Source organism: Parabacteroides sp. CAG:2 (genome assembly GCF_000436315.1).
Classification (GTDB): domain Bacteria; phylum Bacteroidota; class Bacteroidia; order Bacteroidales; family Tannerellaceae; genus Parabacteroides; species Parabacteroides distasonis.
Map to the genome: position 1 here is coordinate 57,555 of NZ_FR885323.1, position 21,405 is coordinate 78,959.

At 46.0% G+C, this 21,405-nt stretch carries 9 protein-coding genes and 1 pseudogene; all 10 read right to left on the minus strand.

The annotated features are described in order from the left end of the window. Positions 1-153, minus strand: a pseudogene (locus QVP94_RS15680) (ATP-binding protein); the annotation flags it as partial. A gap of 239 nt (positions 154-392) precedes the next feature. After that, on the minus strand, positions 393-1,811 hold the full coding sequence (locus tag QVP94_RS15685) for a calcineurin-like phosphoesterase C-terminal domain-containing protein (protein ID WP_022192953.1): 1,419 nt from the start codon (positions 1,809-1,811) through the stop codon (positions 393-395). Positions 1,812-1,849: 38 nt separating this feature from the next. Continuing rightward, positions 1,850-5,020: a TonB-dependent receptor gene (locus tag QVP94_RS15690; protein ID WP_022192954.1), complete on the minus strand. Its 3,171-nt coding sequence runs from the start codon at positions 5,018-5,020 to the stop codon at positions 1,850-1,852. Between the two features lie 169 nt (positions 5,021-5,189). Continuing rightward, the gene (locus tag QVP94_RS15695; protein ID WP_008773859.1) at positions 5,190-5,840 is read right to left on the minus strand and encodes a hypothetical protein; all 651 of its coding nucleotides are present in this window, start codon (positions 5,838-5,840) and stop codon (positions 5,190-5,192) included. Positions 5,841-6,106: 266 nt separating this feature from the next. Beyond that, positions 6,107-9,796 (minus strand): phosphoribosylformylglycinamidine synthase, encoded by a 3,690-nt coding sequence (gene purL / locus QVP94_RS15700; RefSeq protein ID WP_022192955.1) that lies wholly within the window; start codon positions 9,794-9,796, stop codon positions 6,107-6,109. 179 nt (positions 9,797-9,975) lie between these two features. Continuing rightward, positions 9,976-11,571, minus strand: coding sequence for a RagB/SusD family nutrient uptake outer membrane protein (locus QVP94_RS15705; protein WP_005861296.1), 1,596 nt, complete (start codon positions 11,569-11,571; stop codon positions 9,976-9,978). Positions 11,572-11,598: 27 nt separating this feature from the next. After that, on the minus strand, positions 11,599-14,715 hold the full coding sequence (locus tag QVP94_RS15710; RefSeq protein ID WP_005861298.1) for a SusC/RagA family TonB-linked outer membrane protein: 3,117 nt from the start codon (positions 14,713-14,715) through the stop codon (positions 11,599-11,601). Positions 14,716-15,260: 545 nt separating this feature from the next. Further along, positions 15,261-17,744, minus strand: coding sequence for a S9 family peptidase (locus QVP94_RS15715; protein WP_022192956.1), 2,484 nt, complete (start codon positions 17,742-17,744; stop codon positions 15,261-15,263). Positions 17,745-17,818: 74 nt separating this feature from the next. Continuing rightward, positions 17,819-20,140 carry a glycoside hydrolase family 20 protein gene (locus QVP94_RS15720; protein ID WP_022192957.1) on the minus strand — a complete coding sequence of 774 codons (2,322 nt, stop codon included), beginning with the start codon at positions 20,138-20,140 and terminating at the stop codon, positions 17,819-17,821. A 295-nt stretch (positions 20,141-20,435) separates the two neighbouring features. After that, complete coding sequence (locus tag QVP94_RS15725) at positions 20,436-21,287, minus strand: MBL fold metallo-hydrolase (protein WP_008773853.1); 852 nt, start codon at positions 21,285-21,287, stop codon at positions 20,436-20,438. Positions 21,288-21,405 lie beyond the last annotated feature (118 nt).

Consider the following 21,405-nt stretch of genomic DNA (forward strand, 5'->3'; position numbering starts at 1 on the left):
CCCTACACGTCGCTGTCCTACCAAGACTTTGATTAATCTGTTTCCGGTGTAGGATAATATCCTATCTAAATAATCTTGCCGTTTATAGCCTGTTGGAAAATCGTTTCCACCCCATAGGTTATACTTCTCTAATGTCTTAAATCTATCGTCCATACTCGAAACTTTTGCGTAAAAGTACAAAAGTTTCGAATGAACTCGAAACTTTTCCCGTTAAGAATGGGATATACCCTCAAAAAAATAACGGCAACCGCCTTCCGCCGAAAGCCGAGTTGCCGTTCAAAGTTAGGAATAAGGTTTGGTTTGTTCCTTTGTAATGATTCTAACATTAATATGTAATGAGAGTTTTCTACATTTTATCGATACAAAAGTAAATGCCACTTGTTACGATTTGATTACGGGAGTGTTACATTTTTAGTAAAGGTCTCGCCAAATCGGTTGATAACCTTGATCTGTACGTCTTTGACTCCGGCTGAAGGGTGGCAACGGAATAAGTGCGATGTATGATATCCGGAAGGTTTTCCGTGCATGTCGATATAGTCTTGGTCTTCATCATCGAATTGCTCCATGCGACCTTTCTCTATGCCGTTCTCGCTCCATGTAACTTGGTAGGTCGGGTCCCAATCCCATACGTTCACCACTAGGTAATCCGCTTGCGATTTGAACTCATTCGGCCTATAAACCCTGAATTGATAATCCGAATCATGGCCGGTTGCCTTATAATACCAAGTAGCGGCATTCCCTTTCACCTCAACGACCAGATAACCGTTCGGGGCACCGCACCGATTTACATGGCCGGCCCACCAAGCTCCGCAAGCGGCTCCGATATTATGCTCGTACAGATTCGGTGTGACTTGGTTGTTCTCGAAGAAATGCGTATGCCCGGCGAAGATATGGACATTATAAGGGCTGACGATCTCTTTCAGGCTCTCAGCGTCCTCGGCGTTTCCTCCCCCTTTATCCGTCTGGTTGAATACCGGGGCATGTACGTTGATAAATACAAGTGTCCCGGGTTTAACGTAACTCAGGTCGTTTTTCAGCCATTCCAGTTGTTCCTTTCCGAAGCGTTCGTCATATTTCTTGTCTTTATAATAATCAATATCTTTTAAGGTGATGATATGTGCATCCCCGACATTGAACGAATAATTGTAAGGGCCGAAATGATCCTCGTAGATACGCTCCGCGTAGCTCTCCTCGATTACCTTTTGATTGGATAAGGCCGGGTAACGTAAGTCGTGGTCGTGATTGCCGATCACGGAGAACATCGGGATGCCTAAGACCGAGACCGCTTCCTTATAAGGAGTGAATAAATCCATGCGATCCCAAGTAATGTCTCCCAGCGCCATACCGTAGACCTCTTTTCCTTGGTAGCGCTCTATAGTCTGCTTCAAGTCGGGGATGGTCTCTTCACGGAAACGTTTCATCTGCCGTTCGTCGATGGTCTGAGGATCGGAGATTGCCAAGTAGACAAACCCGTCGATTGGCTGTTTCCTAGGGGTGAGCGTAAAATCATGTTCATTGATCTCCTTACTTTTATCAAGTTGCTGATAGAAAAGATCCGGTATACCTTTTGTTTGCTCGATCTCATAGTCACCCGGTACGGAGAGGTAGACAAAGCGGCTTTTGTCCAGATTCGAATCTAGGCTATATTCTCCCCGCTCATTTGTTTGCGTGAAATTATAACCATCCGTAACGACTACGCCTTGTAGCGGTTTGCCTGCCGTATCGGATACAGTGCCTCTTACGGTAGCGGCTTGCGCTATCCAAGTGGATAACGCAAGTAAAAGCGTGAATGATAAGAATTGTTTCTTCATCGTAATTTTTTTTATGATTTGAATATAGAATATGTTAGTTAGAATTTATAACGTACGCCGATTTGAATCTGCCAAGGGTTTCCGTTCATATTGGATACACCCGTGTTTTTGTTTACGTTATATACGTATTGCTTCTTCTCCGCGTCAAAACTCTTGATGGAGTAGATATTCTGCTTGCCTAGATTATGTCCGGCACCCCAGTCCTTGTTCAGCATATTCAGGAAATTGAAAAAGTCTATCGAGGCCTCGATGGAATGAGTCTTATAGATCTTGAAGTTCTTGTTCAAGCGCAAATCGAAAGTACCGTAGAAGCCATTTACGCCACCGTTACGCTCGGCAACCTTCCCATAGTTTTTACGGATATAATCTTTTACGCTCTTCTCCGCTTCCGGATTGTCCAAGATCGCTTGGATACCCTCACGAAGATATTGAGGCGTATTACTATCGTTCGGGTCATAGATATAAGCCAAGTCGTTGGATGATACGAAATCACCGTTCATATTACCACTAACCGCTAAAGAGTAACGGGTCCCACCGATCCCGGAGAAACGCAAGCCTACGCTGATTCCCCAGAAAGAAGGAGCCGTACCGTAGAATACGACCTTATGGCGGAATTGGTTGTCCGAGTAAGTCATGGTACTCAAATCACGAGGATCATCTTTTACCATCAAGGCTAGGGTCGCTGTATTCGCTACGTTACCGTTGTAAGAGGTGTTATCCTTGGAATCGTTCCACGTATAGCTGAAAGAAAGCTCGCCATCCTTGAAATAACGCCAAGTTCCATCTACAACGAACGCGTATTGGTTGATTTTTCCATCGCTGATTAATTCCAGCACACGGCCTACCTTATCACTTTTACGTCCTTGCATCCAGTCGGTAGCTCCGTTCTTGGTATTGATACTCTCGGCGGGGACGAACACGCCACGATTCCCCTCGGCGGCGATACGGAAGTAAGGCTCATCCACCATATTACGGTCTACGTACATATAATTATGGCGTGCCCAGTTGGCGTAAGCACTGATACCTACCCGCAAGCGATCGGAGAAGAAATGCGTGTAGCTGGCGTTCAACTTATATACTACCGGTACACGGGCATCCTTACTATTCATATTGATCGTGCTGATCTTTTGGATATTCGGGTTGTTGAATAAATCAACGCCCGGAGCGGTAGAAGGATCTTTTCGGTATGCCGGGAAATTCGGTGTCGGAACCAAATTGCCTTGTATATCCACGGACGCTACCTTCGTACCGTCGAACAGCATATTGTTGATCATCGAATAGTTGTTTAAATCCGAACCGAAGATACCGGCGCCAAGGCGGATAATATCTTGATGTTTATCATTCACGTCCCACGTGAATTGAATGCGGGGTTGCAACTGGAAGGTGGAGATTACGTTGTCTGTACGTAAGCCTAGTTCGTCATAAACGGTCTGGTTAAAGTTCGCGTGGTTGAAATAGCGGGTATAATCCGCACGGATACCGGCCATGACCTCGAATCCGGTGAAAAGCTTCGTTTGTAATTGTCCGTAGATAGCGGAGTTCAAGGTATTCATCTTTACGGTAGGATCATCTACCAAGGCGATTTCCCGGGCATAGCGGTAAGGAGTCATATTCTCGAAATTATCCAGTCCCGTGAAATAAAACCGTCCGTTCATCTCACTGCCGTAGAGTGATTTCATATTGGTGTACATGAAGTCCGCTCCGAATGTATAGTTGATGCGGTCCGTATTATAATACATATTGTCTACCAATTGAAGTACATTATCCTTGAAATGTTCGGGAGCGTAGCGTTGACCTCCAAGTTGGATGGAAGTGTACATGCTCTTGTCACCAGATATAGATTCCACGTTCTCTACGATTGCTCTCGGAATATTAGAACTTGGCAATTGCTTGTTCGGGGTCGTGGCCTCGTAAACCAAGAAATGTTGAAGCTTCAACTCATTGGTCAGTTTCGGGCTTAATACCGAGCGTAAGGTAGCGAGTAAGCTGTTGTTATGCGATCTGCGATCGATCCAAACCTCGTAAAGATTGATGCTGGAGTTATCGCTCTCGCTCTGTTTATTATCCTCGTTGATGAAATTATTGCGAATGGTTAACAAGTTGGTAGCGTTCAACTGCCAGTCGATACGGGCGAAGACTGCGTTCGTCTGCTTCTTCTTGCCGAACTCCCCGAATTGAGGATCATTGGAGACTCCGTATTTAGTACGGGCGATATCCAGATAACGGTCTAGCGTAGATTGAGTGACATTATAGCGAGACTCGTCCGCCGCCGTCTTGATATCCGCTATATAAATCGGACGGGAATCCTGTTGGTGATCCCATACGACATAGAAGTGCGCACGGTCTTTCACGATCGGACCTCCCAAAGAGAAACCATATTGATAGGTAGAGAAGTCGGAAGTCGATTTATTTCCCCGTATATCATAGGAACTGGATAACCAATCGGCACGACCGAATCCGAATACACTTCCGGTGAAAGTATTGGTTCCTGATTTCGTGACAGCGCTCACGGTGCCGCCCCCGGAACGTCCGTTGGTCACGTCATATTGATTGGTTACCACCTCAAACTCGCGGACGGCTTCCATGGATATCGTATAAGCGCCGGAAGTCGTTCCGCTCGCTACGGTTCCTTTAGCCGTCATACCGTCGATGGTGTAATTCGTTGAGGATGATAATTGCCCGGCGATATTTCCTCCGCTACTCAATGGCGAGAGATCCATCAGGGAGGTGAAGTTACGGCCGTTTACCGGAAGCTTCGTGATATTTTGAGCGGAGATAGATGTTGCCGCTCCGATCTTCGGAACCATGTTCTTCAAGGAATTAGCGACTACCTCGACAGCTTGGATCTCCACCGATTCCTCCGCTAGCTTGAAATCCACTCGAAGCATATCCCCTTGGTTCAATGCGTATCCTGTCTTTTTCTGTTCCCCATAACCGATATAAGAAGCTGTAACGGTATAAGGAGAACCTAGCGGAAGCTGCTTGATGGTGTATTCTCCTTTATCATTCGTGATAGAGCCCGTGAAGAATCCGGTAGATTCATTCTTGACTTGGATCGTGGCTCCGATCACTGATTCCCCTTTATTATCCACGACCGTACCGGTGATAATGGCTTGCGTTCCTTGTGCGAATAGGAGAGCCGGTAAGCAATTAAAAAATAACAAACAGGCAAGTAATCTGCAAGTAATGCGTTTGTTAAACATCCTCATAACAATCTTTTTAAAATTAAACCTAAATATCTTTTACGGCGCAAAAGTAAGTGCCCCGTTTTGCAAAGAGATTACATCCGTGTGTAGGTTTAAATAAAGAAAAAAGCCTAATGAAGGATATCCATTAGGCTCAACGAGAAAATTATAAATGTGTCTATAAAGAAGAAGGTTAGTCCTCATCCAAAGTTTTGATAATGCTAGATGCTATCTTGGATGAACTCTTGCGGCTGCTCTTTCTGAGTTTATCCGGATTCTCAAGATTCATACAGGTAAAGAAGTTATTCCCCCGATATACCTCGTTTTTATCTTTATCGAATAGGGTATAGCTGACGATATGGAAAAGTGTGCGCAACGGTTGGTCTTGCCATTTAAGATAATGCTGGTTTAATACCAGCAGATAATCAGCGTCGGCATTATCCAATACCTTTTGTAACTCTTCGGTCGGCACGGCTGAAAGATCGGAATAACAATCCTCGCTCTCCCCGTTCACCTTGATCTCATTCAGTACCTGTCCGGTCACTTGTGTAGCGTTTGCCGGAATAAACTTACAATCTCCGTTCTTTACGGATGCGGCGATATTCTCGGCGATGATCGTATTATACGTTTGGTCGATACTATCCGCTTTCATACCGGTCTCTTCGGCGATCATCCCATTGTAGAAATAGTTTGATTTCACGTTATCGTGCAAACCTACGATGAGGATTTGCTTCGCATGATAATTGTCACCTTCCTTCTTACTTTCTTTAGCGTTCGCTGCTATAGAAGCTACGGCTAAAAAGAACATAACCGTAAAGATTCTGATTTTAAATAACCTTTCCATGATTCTTCTATTAAATTCTGTGTCTATTAATTTCGGAGGCAAAGATATTAGCGGGGTGTTGCAGGGATATTACGGTTGTATAAAGTAATAGTTACCGATAATCCCCTGTACCGGCTTGGATATTAAAATCGTGGATTCGTTGTAAAGTCTATTCTGCCGTGTGGATGAGTTCAATCAAAAGGCGGTTACCAAGAAACTTTAAGGAGATATAGAAACAGGGGTTGTTTTTAGCGTTCTTTGAACCTTAAAAACAACCCCTGTTATTTTTACTTATTATTCTCGATCCACTTGCGAGCGTTCACGAACGCCTCGATCCATGGAGTGACCTCGTCGTTCTCCTTACGGTCGGCGGGGTAATAACCGCACTGCCAAGGGAAGATCGCACGTTCGGGGTGAGGCATCATGGCTAAATGGCGGCCGTCCTTTGAGCAAACACCGGCAACGGACCAAGGAGAACCGTTCGGGTTGGCGGGATAGCCATCGTAGTTGTATTTAGCGATGATGTTGTACTCCTTCTCCTCGTACGGGAACTCGAACTTACCTTCACCGTGAGCTACCCATACACCCAACTTCGTGCCACTCAAGGAGCCGAACATTACGGAGTTGTTTTTCGGGATCTCCAAGCTAACGAAGTTAGACTCGAACTTATGGGAATCATTGTGAACCATCTTATGCTTTTTCTCGTGCTCCGGATAAACCAAGCCTAACTCGGCCATCAACTGGCAACCGTTACAGATACCCATGCTCAACGTATCTTTACGTGCGTAATAGTTGTCGATCGCTTTCTTGGCTTTCTCGTTATACAAGAAACCGCCGGCCCAGCCCTTGGCGGAACCTAATACGTCGGAGTTGGAGAAACCACCGCAGAATACGATGAAGTTTACATCCTCCAAAGTCTCACGTCCGCTAGCCAAGTCCGTCATATGGACATCCTTCACGTCGAAACCTGCCAGATACAAGGCGTAAGCTGTCTCACGCTCGCATTGCGTACCCTTCTCACGGATTACCGCAGCCTTGATGCCGTTCGGAGCGCGGCGTTCGGCTGAGAGTCCGTAAGAAGAAAGCTTTCCGGTAAAGTCCTTGTGGAACTTGTACTGTACGGGCTGCATCTTATAGTTCTCGAAACGGTTTCCGGCACAAACGCTTCCGCTCTGCTTTACATCCAGTTTATAAGAAGATTCGTACCATACGTCACGCATATAGTCGATGCCGAAGTGATATTGGATGCCGTCTTTCGATACCAATACATGGCGCTCGTCGGTCGGTTTGGCGATGATGGCGAAACCTACGCCAGCTTCTTCCATCAACTTTTCGAATGCCTTCTTGTCCTTTACCTGAACCAAGATACCCGGATTCTCGGCAAACAGGATCTTCACGATATCGCTCTCGGAGATCTTATCCAAGTTGACATCCAAACCACCCTCTACGTTGGCGAAGCACATCTCTAACAGGGCGGTGATCATACCTCCCGCTGAGATATCGTGTCCGGCAAGGATGAGTCTCTTCTCGATCGCATCTTGTACGGCGTTGAAAGCGTCACGGAAGTATTCCGGATCTTTCACGGTCGGAACCTCATTACCCAGCTTGTTCAAAGCTTGAGCGAAAGCGGAACCACCCAACTTCAAGGTATCGAAAGAGAAGTCTATATAATAAATGTATGTATTCTTGTCTTGAGCTACTACCGGGGAGACGATTTTCTTGATATCGCTAACCTCTGCACCTGCGGAGATAATCACCGTACCCGGGGCGATCACCTTATCGTCGCCATATTTCTGCGTCATGGATAAGGAGTCCTTACCGGTCGGGATATTAATACCTAAGCTGCAAGCGAAGTCGGAAGCGGCTTGTACGGCTGTGTACAGACGGGCATCCTCACCTTCGTTACGGCACGGCCACATCCAGTTGGCACTTAAGGATACGCTCTCCAACTTATCTGTCAGCGGAGCGAATACGATATTGGTCAATGACTCGGCGATTGCCATAACGGAACCGGCGGCCGGATCAACCATGGCTACCTGGGGAGCGTGACCGATAGAAGTTGCGATACCAGCTTTCCCGCGGTAATCCAACGCTACGGCACCTAAGTCGCTCAACGGCAATTGTAATTCACCTTGACATTGCTGGCGGGCGATCTTACCGGTTACGGAACGGTCTACTTTGTTTGTTAACCAATCCTTGCAGGCTACGGCCTCCAATTGAAGTACGTTCTCCAAATAATGGTGAAGTTCGGATTCTTTGTAAACAACCGGTTGATAAGATTCAGTGACCGTATGGTCTGTCATAACCGTTCTAGGCGGTTTACCGAACATATATTCCAGCTTGATATCGATAGGTTTTACGCCGTCCGCTTGTTCGAAGACAAACTTCATGTCGTTAGTAGTCTCGCCTACCACATACATCGGGGCACGTTCACGATCCGCGATACGTTTTACACGGGCTACATCTTCTTCTTTCATCAATAAGCCCATGCGCTCTTGGCTCTCGTTTCCTACGATCTCCTTCGCTGAGAGAGTCGGGTCACCAATCGGCAATTTGCTCATATCGATGTGTCCGCCGGTAGCCTCCACCAACTCAGACAAGCAGTTGAGGTGTCCACCCGCACCATGGTCATGGATAGAGACGATCGGGTTCTCGTCAGACTCGGCGATCGCACGGATCACGTTAGCCGCACGTTTCTGCATTTCCGGGTTGGCACGCTGTACGGCGTTCAACTCGATACCGCTTGTATATTGCCCCGTGTTTACGGAAGAGACGGCTCCACCACCCATACCGATACGGTAGTTATCGCCACCGATCACAACCACTTTCTCGCCCGGTTCCGGATCGCCCTTCAAGGCATCACGCATATTTGCGAAACCTACACCGCCGGCAAGCATGATTACTTTGTCGTAAGCGTATTTCTTATCGTTCTCCGTGTGCTCGAAAGTCAATAAAGAACCACAGATAAGCGGCTGGCCAAATTTATTACCGAAATCGGAAGCGCCATTGGAAGCCTTGATCAAGATCTGCTCCGGAGTCTGGTATAACCAAGGACGAGGGTCTAGGACTTTCTCCCATTCGCGAGCGCCTTCCGTACGAGGGTAAGAGGTCATATAGACCGCTGTTCCCGCTATCGGCAAGGATGCCTTACCACCGCCCAGACGGTCACGAATCTCACCACCTGTTCCGGTAGCGGCACCGTTGAACGGCTCAACGGTTGTCGGGAAGTTATGCGTCTCGGCTTTCAAGGAGATAACCGTCTTGATATCTTTTACGGCGAAGAAATCGGGTTTGTCACCGGATAGGGGAGCGAATTGCTCTACCGTCGGTCCTTCATTGAACGCTACGTTATCTTTATAAGCGGAAACCAATTTATTAGGGTTCTCGGCGGAAGTTTTCTTGATCAAGTTGAACAAGGAACTTTCTTTTTCCTCGCCGTCGATGATGAATACACCTCCGAATATTTTATGTCGGCAGTGTTCCGAGTTTACTTGGGAGAAACCGAACACCTCGCTATCGGTCAACTTACGTCCCAACTTCTGGCTTACCTCGTTCAAGTAAGCGATCTCCTCTTGGCTTAGAGCCAAGCCCTCTTGTTGGTTGTACACTTCCAAATCCTCAATGTAGACAATAGGATCCGGTTTTTTACTGATCGTGAAGATCTCCTGATTCAAGCCATTGTAGATACGTTGCAACATCGGATCGTGATCTGTGTCGCCAGAAGAAACAGGAAAATATTCCTCAATACGGGAAATACCGGTCAGGCCCATGTTCTGGGTAATTTCAACGGCGTTCGTACTCCACGGGGTAATCATTTCCCGGCGTGGCCCTACGTACCAGCCTTCCAATGTTTCTGATTGAACAGGAGTCGCCTCGCTAAACAACCAAACCAGTTTTTGAGTGTCTTCAGGAGAGAAAGCGTGCGCGGCCTCTACAGCCAGCACCGTCTTTGTTGAAGATTGAAAGAATAGAATCATATCGTTGATTTATTAGTATTTATCACGAAATAACGAATAAGCCTCTTTTAGAGAGTGCAAAGATAATGATTTCCCGTGAATTATTATGTCAATACGTTTTAAAAGAAAAGAGGGCGGAACCTCCCGGTCTCGCCCTCTCATGTCCCCTGCATAGTAAAAAATAAGAGTGTGTCTATATTCTACCAGCCTGCGTTCTGTTGTGCGGCTAGCGTGGGGTTTCTTAATATATCATTCAATGGAATCGGCCAAATAAAGCGTTTATCCGTGTACGGGATGAACTGTTTGCTGTTGCCGAACCATTCAGCTTTCACTTCTCCACCAACAACGAATGCGCCTTGGTTCTTCACATTGTTATATTCGATTTTAGCGGGAATACCACCGGACGGCAGCAAGTCGTCAGCCGCTAAACGATGAATGTCTTCCCAACGGCGACCTTCACCTTGGAACTCAATGCGACGCTCCCAAAGGATAGCTTCCACCAGTGCTTTCGTGTTGGCGAAATCGCTTGCCTTATACGTCTGTGTAGCGGGGTCGGCCAAAGAACGGTCTCTTACTTGATTCAATTTCTCCAATGCGAGAGTCTTGTCTCCCGCACGTGCGGCAGCCTCGGCCTCGTTTAGCAATACCTCGGCATAGCGCAGGATCGGGGCGTACTCTTCACGTGTTTGGGGATTCTGGTATTTATCACAGAAGTAATAATCGTCAGACGCACGATAAAGGACGAGGTTACGACGCTTGTCATCCCCTTTCCAGAATTTGGAGTTGTAAAGGGTAGGGGATGTCGGGCACATCGCACGGCCACCTTCACGGGCAGACATCATAGCGGACATAGCTCCATTTACAGATGCGTTATCTTGAGAGTCATTCGGAATGGAGAATATAGATTCCTGATTGTCTTTGTAAGAAACGAAAGGAGTGGCAGGATTGGTTTCCAGAATGAAACGTCCGCCTTCCAGTTTCTTAGCTTCAGTAACTACATTGTTCCAATCACGCATATGTAAATATACGCGCGTTTTCAATGCGATGGCGGCACCTTTGCTCGCACGTCCGATCTTATCAGCATCAATAATGTCCGGAAGCATGCTTTCCGCATTATTCAGGTCGCTTAATATCTGATCGTAAGTCTCCTTAACGGTAGAACGGCCTATGCTTTGTTGCTCAGCGAGTTGGCTGGGGTCGTTTACGGCTTTCGTGTAAATAGGCATACCGTAGTTATTGTTACCTTCTACGTTGTAGGGCAGGGCATAATGGATCATCAAGTTGTGATAGGTTAACGCACGTAAGAACAGGCATTCTCCTTTGTACTGATTCCCTTTCTCTTCGGTTATGACACCCGCCGCTACCGCGCCTTCTATACCTGCGTATACCGTATTATAGCGGTTAATAGCCTCGAAAGAGGTTTCCCACATCGCCACGTTATTAGCGGTAGTCAAGTTATAGGTTGCGGAATAGGTATAATCATAGAATTGGGCGGTTAGGTTCATATCTTCACCGCGCATTTCGCCTTGCAATATACTGGCCGCTCCAAAAGGATAACCGCGTGCCCACCCAAAGTCATTCGGATCTACGTACATACCACATTGTGCGGCATCGTAAGCTCCGACTACGGCTAACTCGCAACGTTCTTCTGTCCCGTATGCCGTAAGCTCGGAGAATTTGTCAACAGGTTCAAGGTCTACGACGTCGCTTTCGCAGGCGGTGAACACGGGTAGCGAGAACAGGGCTGTCCCTAACGCTACTACTGAAATGTTTTTATATAATTTCTTGTATAACATAATTGTAACTTTTCTTAGTTTGTGAAATTAGAATGTAATGTTCGCTCCAAAAGTGAATGAACGTTGCTGTGGCATACCGTTCCAATCTACACCTAAACGAGAGTTTGTCTCAGGATCCAATCCGGAATAACCTGTGATAGTGAGTAAGTTCTGTCCTTGAACATAGAAACGAATCTTTGTCATGTTCAGTTTGGATACGACCGCCTTCGGTAGTGTATAGCCTAAAGCTAACGTCGATAGTTTTAGGTAATTGCCGCTCTCAACGAAGTGTGAATCCGTATATCCATCATTGAATAAGGAAGAGGCGTCTCCATAACCGATTTTTGGAGTCATGCCGTCACCCGGTTGCTCTGGAGAAATCCAGCGGCCTAAGATTTCTGTTCCATTGTTGGAGAAATCCATATTGAACAATGCGCTTTGACGAGAAGCGTTCATGATCTTATTACCTCCGGAGAAGCGGAAGAATACATTTAAATCGAAATTCTTGTAAGAAACTGTATTATTCCAACCTCCGTACCAAGTAGGCATAGATGAACCTAATACCTTACGGTCGCTAGCGTCCAAGGAAGAAGCCTTGGAGACATCCGAAGGGTTGGAAGGATCATATTCCGCATAGTCGTAAGAGCCGAATGTGTCGAATTGCACTAATGAACCGTCCGCCTTACTCCAGATCGGATTACCGTTTGCGGCGTTTACGCCGTAATAATCATATCCATATAAAGATCTATATGACTCTCCTTCACGAATGATTGTGTAATTGTCTACGATGTCTGTTCCGCCGTATAAGCTCTTCACCGTGTTCTTAGCTGTGGAGAAGTTGAAATTAGTTTGCCAGTTCCAATCTTTGGTAGCGATGATTGTAGCGTTAACTGTCAATTCCATACCGGAGTTCTTGATCTTACCGATATTATCAAAATATGAGTTGTAAGGAATACCAGCGGTAGGTGCTGTAGGAACTTCCAACACCAAGTCTTTGGAGTTCTTTTGCCAATAAGCTAGCTCGAATGTCAGGCGGTTATTAAAGAAAGAGCCATCCAATCCGATATCGAAAGTCTCGGTTGTTTCCCATTTAAGCTGGCTGTTACCCATACGGTTCCAAGCGATAGCTGTATTCGATCCTGCTTTCTTCGCCCCGTAAGTTCCCAGATAAGGGAAATAATTCCCTAGGTCAGAGTTTCCGATTGTAGCGTAGCTGGCACGGATACGTAAGTCGTTAAACCAATCATTAATAGTTGATTCGCTCCAGAATTTTTCGCGAGAGATACGCCAAGCGGCTGATCCTCCCCAGAATGTACCCCAGCGGGTGTCTTTCGGAAGGCTGGATAAGCCGTCTGTGCGGACGGAGGCTCCGATATAATATTTACTATCATAGTTGTAATTCGCACGGAACATATAGGAGGCTAATCCCATAAACGTTTTACCTCCAGATACGAATCTCTCACCAAATGTGTTGGAAATGATATGGTCGGTGAAGAAAGCATCGGATATTTGTTGCACGGTTGCGTCCGTATATTCATATTCTTGATGGGTGTACTCTTGTACCGCTGTCGCCGTCAGATTATGTACATCATTGAATGTACGGTTAAAGTTGATTACGTTTTGCCAGTTCCAGTTCGTGTATGTGGTATTGATTTCTTCCAATAAGCCGCCATAGCCGTATCCGTCTCCTGATTCCGGGTTCCATACCATGAAATCTTTAACATTCGAGATGTCTAAGCCAGCTTGTGTCTTTAAAGTCAATCCGTCCATGAATGTGATTTCAGCCCATCCACCACCTAATACACGGGTATTGGTCGTACGGTTTACGTTATTGTCTAATGCCCAGACGATATTCTGGATACCATTATCAATATAGGAAAGGTTGCTTCCGCGACCTAATGTCTTACGGTTTTCAGCGTCGATATTGTAACCAGTAGGATCATCCGGATTGAATACAGATACGTTTGGAAGCATACGAGTGCCGGCGAAACCTACGCCACCCAATGAATTCTCGTCATTCATGACACCATTAACCCGGGTACGGGTCATCTGGCCATTTAATCCGATGCGTAACCATTTTGTCGCTTGTTGTGTCAAATCTGCCTTTAAGCTCAAACGGTTTAAGTCATTGGCGCGAATGATACCTTCTTGTTCCGTGAAACCTAATGATACATAATATTGGCTTTTATCCGTACCACCACTGGCGGATAAGCTATGATTGTGCTGGAAACCTGTACGGAAAATATAATCATTCCAGTTTGTGTCCGGTCCGTTCGGATCGTAAACAGCCTGTCCTTTCATTCCCCAGTTCTCGTATTTCTCGTTAGCGATAGTCACGAAATCTTTCGCTCCCAGAAGATCATGCAATTTAGCTGCGCTGGCTGCGCTTACATAGCCATCGTAAGTTACTTGAGTACGTCCCTTGGAGCCTTTTTTAGTTGTGATCAATACAACTCCATTTGCCGCACGGGAGCCATAGATAGCTGTAGCCGCACCGTCTTTCAATATTTCAATGGATTCGATGTCATTCGGGTTAATATCAGACATCGCATTGTAAGAAGCGTAAGCCATTCCTAAGCCGGTTTTTCCATCGGCGTTATCACCGGTGGCGATCGGCATGCCATCTACGATGAATAACGGCTGAGAGTTAGAACTGATCGTACTCATACCACGGATCTTGAATTGAGGACCGCTTCCCAATACGCCACTAGGAGTCGTAACCTGTACACCAGCGGCACGTCCAGCTAATTGAGAGTCGAAAGACGCTGTTGCCAAGTTGCTTAAGTCTTCACCTCCTACTTTAGATATGGCACTCGTCACATCCTTTTTTCTTTGAGTTCCGTAACCGACAACCACGACTTCATCCAAGTTCTGAGAGTCGGACTCCATCGTGACTTTAATGATTGGTTTTACTGCCACTTCCACAGATTTCATACCGATGTAGGAAACGATTAGCTTTTTCGCGTTAGAAGGAACATCCAAGGTGAACGCTCCGTTGTAATCCGTTACAGTACCGGTAGTAGTACCAGCTACTACGATAGAGGCTCCAATGATAGGTCCATCGTCTTCCGCCGAGATAACCGTACCGGTCACCTTCGTGGTCTGAGCCGTTGCGAACGCTATACTTGCGAACAAGCATAGTAATAGATAAGTCAACCTTTTCATAGACACATACTTTTTGTTTAATTTGTTAATAAATAGATCATTGTAATCAATTGTTGCCACTTAGTCGATTGACTTAGTTTCCGAAGAACTTCATGAGGGTAAGGTACTTTGGTGTTACTTCCTAGCATTGATGCGGGATTGAGTTAAAAATAATTTGCATATTAATACTATATATTAATACTAGAATGTATTAAATTAACATATAACTTAAAATAATCCGTATTGACAAAGTTCCGTGTAAGTTTATTTTTATTGTCAATATGTTTGTTTATTGCAAATATATCTTTATATTTGCCGTACAGCCATTAAAATAAAATGCTTGCTGTAAATAGTACAATTAGACATAACAGATGTTTACATAGGTTGCATGTTCTATAATTTATTAAGATATTTATAATAATTAATAAATATTGAACGGAAAAGTGATTTAGTTCTTCGGAGACTAAGGTGTTTCATAAATACTATCTAATGTATTTAAATAAAAAAAGAGTATCTAATAAAGATACTCTTTAGATATATGTGAATAGAGTGACCTATTTTGATTTTTATAGGCTTTTCGGAGGATATAATGCGTCCCACCACTCCGGTTGATCTTTCAACCACTTAGCGAACCATGCGTAAATTGTGTTATTCCACAAGATACGTTTCTCATAATCCAGTATATGGTGGTTCTCTCCTTCTACCTGGACAAACGCTGTAGGCTTACCCAATAATTTTAATGCGGTAAACATCTGGATGCTCTCTCCAATCGGAACATTCGTGTCTGCGGTTCCATGTAAGAACAAGATCGGGGTATTGATCTTGTCTGCGTTAAACAGCGGACTTTGTAAAGTGTACATATCCCGGGCATTCCATGGATAACTGTTAGCGCTAGCCAACGAGCTGTATGAATATCCCCAGTAACCTTCTCCCCAATAGCTGGTGATGTCGCTGATTCCCGCATGAGACATGGCCGCCGCGAATATATCTGTTTTTGTTTGTAGGTATTGAGTCATGAAACCTCCGTATGAAGCCCCCATGCAACCGATTTTCTTCGTGTTGACAAAAGGATGCTCCTCACAGAACTTTTTCGTGCCTTCGATGATCTCGTCAGCGGTAAGTTTACCCCATGCGTTGACATGGCGTGCGGAGAACTCTTGGCCGAATCCAGTCGCTCCACTGGGCTGTATGATGTAGACGATGTACCCTAAGCCGGCGTATACATGCGAAGGATAACGGCTTTCCATCACCCGGGCCGTAGGAGTTGTTCCTCCGTAATAATTCACGATCATCGGATATTTCTTAGTTGCGTCAAAATGAGGAGGGAGATAGAAGCGGCCGTAAATCGTATCCCCTTGGGCGGAAACGAAATTCCAATCTTGCACTTCTCCTAAAGTGACGTCTCTCAAGATCTCTTTGGAGAGATCGATCAAGCAGGAAGAGGCGTCGTTTTTCAGGTTATAGGTATAAAGCCTTTGGGAATTGGAAGCGCTTAATCCGAAATAAACCATTTCGAAAGCTTGATTGGCGATGGAGTAATCGGAGATGACATCTTCCTTGGCTTGAAGTTGCTTAATCTTTCCGTTGGACGGGTTTAGACTATACATGCGAACACGGTCCTTATCTTTCGCCGTGATATAGATTTGTTTATCGAGGGCGTTCCACTCGTAGGAATCGACAGAGGGGGCAAAATCTTTCGTAAGCGGCTTTATACTTTTATCTGCTATATTGTATAGGAATAATTGCCCGTCGCTCGTATTCGATGTCTGTCCTTCTTTGATCTTTAATCCGATACCATCGAAAGCCTCTCCAGACGCGTCAACGAGTAATTGGGTGGCATCCGGGGAGAAAACGGCACGGCTTACGAATTTCTCACCTTTTATAAGGGTATCCACATGCATGGTTCGTAGATCCATCTTATATATATATGTACGTGAGAAAGGGCGCTCCGTTAAATTCGGTTCCCTGCGACTGAATAGCAGATAGTGGCCGTCTTGAGATACATCGTTGATGTAAGTAGAAGTATGTCCATAGGTGAGCCGTTGGAACAATCCGGTTCGCAGGTCATATTTATGGATAAACATACGGTTTCTCCATCCCGGTTGGCGATCATCCGGCACCAGTATCTCTTGGATCTCTTTTCGTTCTTGCGGTCCTTTCTCCCGTATGGAGAATAATAGATAGTCTTCGGTAGGCCCGAAGCTGAAAGAACCTTCAGGCAATTGGCTGGAAAGGATGTTCTCCTTTTTACTGGTAGGGTCTAAGGTCACCAATTCCGTGCCTTTCATCCCTTTCCGGGTGTAATAGGCCAGATTGCTTTTAGGCATCCAGCGTAAGCTCTGTCCGTTCTCAACTAATACGGAACCGGTAGCCTTGTCTAGTATCTGGGTAAATGAGGACTGCTTTCCGCCGGGATAGGTTTCTTGATAGGAGACGATAATGAATTTTCCATTCGGGGACAGGCTGGCGGATTGGATGCGTTTACCATCAAATACATCACTTAATGTATAACGTTTCTCCGGATTGACGGTCGCGGTTACCACCGCGTCTTTTTCCGGGTTGAATGAGGCTTTTAAGGCATTCTCTTTGTGGCTCTCAGATAAATATTTAATTACGATTTCATAGCGTCGCGGCTCCAAGGTCAACGAGGCTTCTCCTTGGGTTAGTTTTGTGAGTTGTCCATCCACGTAGACTTCTGAAATCTCAGGGCCATTGATCCTTAAGGTGCCTTTTGTATAGCGGTCACTATTCAGGTAGAAGGAAACCAAATGTAGCGCGTAGGAACAGGCCGAGGTTGGCAAGGTCAGCTCTCCGGAAGACGCTGCGTCAAGGGTTTGTCCGCTTTGGGAAAGGTTGCAGAAAGGAACGGTCGTGTTCAATAGTTCCTTGTCAGAGAATCTCTTACTGTTTACATCCAAGCTATCTGCCAAGAAGGGTTTCTTCACCTCGTAAGGGCCGGCGTAATTATAATGCCGCACGACAACCTCATCCGCCCATAGTGAGCAACAGGAGCATAGGGCTGAAAGAATTAAGATGTTTTTGTTTATCATGATATTTGTTATTTAGTTTAAAATAAGAAAGCGAGATGGCAGGTATCTCTCAGCCATCTCGCTGTATCATTATCTTATAAGATTTCTATCTCATCTACGAACAAGAATGCGGGACTTCCGGCGCCACCGTGCCATTTTGGTAGTTTGCTGCTGTTGATGATAACCTCGACATAGCGGGCCTTTACCGGGGCGAAGGATATCTCTTGGGGATATAAACCGTCCTTGTCGTTTTGGGTTAGCTCTGGGATTTTCTTGGAAGCTACTTCCTTGAAATTCTTGCCATCATCGGATACCTTTACGGTTACGGCGGAGGCTCCCATGATCCAGTCACCTTTCACCACGTTTGTGTTGAAAGATACCTTCTGGATTTCGGTTGGTTCCTTTAGATCGATCGTGGCGTCAAGGTCTTTTCCTTGGAAACCCAGCCAATGGCCGGTCTTGTAATTACTACCTCCACGTAAGCCGTCTACCAATACCTGTGCCCCGTTGAAAACGTATCCTTTGCTGGGTTGCTCTTTCAAGGTGATGGGCTTCATCGTCGCTTTATTGAAGAAGATATCTTCTGAGAAGATGCGGCTCGTACCGTTCGGACGGACAACGATCGCCTTGAATTCGCAATCTTGGTTGATCTGTACCGGGCCTTCATACTTGATGCTGGCGATCGTAGGATCGCTACCGTCTACCGTATAATAGATATCTCCTTCACCCAACTTCGTCAAGGCTATGTCGAGTGTTCCGTTCTCCGTATTGGTGGTCAGGGAGGCGTTAATATCGAAGATATGCTTTCCGTAATTATATCCCAAGCGATCGTAAAGTTGTGTCATGCGGGCCACACGGGGCAGGAACGTCTGATAATCTTTCTTGGACGGATCGCTCCACTGGATATCGGCTACGGCATCGATACGGGGCATGATCATGTATTCTACCTGTGAGAAGGTCGGGATATATTCCGTCCAGAGGTTGGCTTGCGCCCCGATCACGTACTTCTGGTCTTCAGGAGAGATACCGGCTGTCGGCTCAAAAGAATATACTTTCTCTAACGGCAAGTAACCACCGATAGCATCGGGCTCAAGATCCGTATCCGCTGATTGATAGTAATCCAGATATACATATGTATTCGGTGTCATGACTACGTTATGCTTTTGCTTGGCGGCCTCGATACCTCCATCCATGCCTCTCCAGCTCATTACCGTGGCATTCGGGGCCAAGCCTCCTTCTAGGATCTCGTCCCAGCCGATGATATGGCGTCCTTTGCTCTCCACGAATTTCTCCATGCGGGAGATCACGTAGCTTTGCAAATATTCCTCGGCGGAATGCTTCTTATCTCCCTTGATACCTTCCGCCTTGATGCGAGCTTGGCATTTCGGGCATTTCTCCCAACGTACCTTCGGGCACTCATCACCACCTACATGGATATATTCGGACGGGAAAAGATCGATGACCTCGCTCAATACGTCTTCTAGGAATTGCATGGATTTCTCGTTTCCGGCGCAGATCACGTCGTCGGCTACTCCCCATTGGCCCCATACGTCATAAGGGCCCCCGGTGCATCCCAGTTCCGGGTAAGTAGCCAAGGCTGCCAATTGATGTCCCGGCATATCGATTTCCGGGATGATCGTGATATGGCGTTCGGCGGCATAGTTGATGACATCGCGAATCTGGTCTTGTGTATAGAAGCCCCCGTATTCCTTTCCGTCATATGTTCCGGAGTTATGGCCGATCACGGTTTCCTTACGTTTAGATCCGATCTGTGTCAATTCCGGATATTTCTTGATCTCGATACGCCAACCTTGGTCATCGGACAGATGCCAGTGGAACGTATTTTGGTTGTGCAAGGCAAGGATATCGAGATACGTTTTTACCGAATCCACGGGGAAGAAATGGCGGCTGACATCCAGCATCATGCCTCTATAGGCAAAACGGGGATAGTCGTTGATGGTAGCTGCCGGTAATTCTACGTTCATCCCTTGGGCCGTGGCCGGGATCGATTTACGTAATGTCTGGATACCATAAAATACGCCGGCATCCGTGCTTCCGGCGATCCGTATCCCGTTATCGCTAACGGTCAGTTGATATCCTTCCGGATTCTGGATGCTTTGGTCGATAACGAGGCTGATCCCCTTACCGGGCTGGCCGGTAGCGGTTGCTAATTCATAGCCCGTGATTTCCTTGATATAAGAAGCGAGGAACTCGGCGTTCTTCTTCATCTTATCATTGCCCTCCGGATAAAATATCTTCGTGGATGGACTTAGGACGAAAGGATTTCCGTTCGTCAATGTTACTTCTTGTGGCAAAGGCACTACTCCGTAATCTCCTTTTACGGCCTTACCACCGGAGCAAGCGATCATTCCCGTGCAAAATGTCAGGACGAGCGCTAGTTTGCTTAGGCTGTTCATGTGTTTAGAGTTTAGAATGTAAAACAATAATTGATTCAGTATCACCGCCCAAAGATAAATAGAATTAGCCGTTTTATCTAATGCTTTTACACTTTTGATGCGATAACCTTAGGGATTTTGTCTATATATATAGACTATTTATCAACTGGTGCATGATCGTCCACCAGCTGTTGCATGATCATCCAACAGTTGGTGGACGATCATGCAACGGCTGTTGGATGATGAATACTTCTATAAGAAATGTCTAAGGAATATGGAAGAAACACCTAAGGTCTAAAGGGAAAAGGGCTAGGGACTAAGGGAAAAGAAACGTCTTCTTGAGAGGTATTTCCTTGTCCTTCTTATAATATGTATTCACACGTTTTACGGTTGTGCAGCGGATGTAAGCGTCATGGCAGTAGATGAGCGCTTGCCTTTTTTCGGCGGCTTCGGCAAGCATGCGCAGTTTCTCGTTGTATGACGTGACCGGATACGTGTCGTAAGCGGAGATCCATTCCGGGGATACGCTGGCTACAAGGGGGATAACATCTCCGGCAAAGACAAAAGTCCGATCTTCCGTATGGATATAGGGAACAATTTGCCCCGGAGTGTGCCCATCATACAAGCGTAGCTCTATCGTGGGGCAAATCGAAGTGTCGGCATCTAGCAGCCGTAAGGAATTAGCATCCGCGACGGCTTGCATATTCTCGATAAAATAGGAATCTTTCTCCAAGGCGTTCGGATGAAGGAAATTCTCCCATTGCTTGCGGCTAACCCAGTGGTTCGCATTTGGGAATGAGAGAAATAAATGTCCGGTAGATTCATCCTTTTGCGTGGTATAACCGCAATGATCGAAATGGAGATGGGTGAGGACAACATCCGTGATTTCCTCCGGTTGAATTCCCCGGTTTCGTAGTTCCGTGCCGAGGTCTACCAAGTTGAAGAAGCGGTAATAACTTAGTTGTTTTAAGTGTTTATTTCCCGCTCCGTTATCTACTAGGACGATGCGTCCGTCATCTGTTTTTATGACAAGGCTACGCATGGCTAGCACGCAACCATTTGTCTCGTCGCTCGGATAGCGACGGCTCCAAGCGCTTTTAGGAATGGCCCCGAACATGGCGCCTCCGTCGGCGTAGAAGTAGCCGGTATCGATGATTTGTAGTTTCATGGTTTCTGCATTCTTTCTTTGGGGGAGTAAAGGTATGGTTTTTATCATACTCAATAGTATAATAAATGTAAAAATGACTGGTTTAAACGTTCGTTTAGACTAGTCGTCCGCGAAGTTA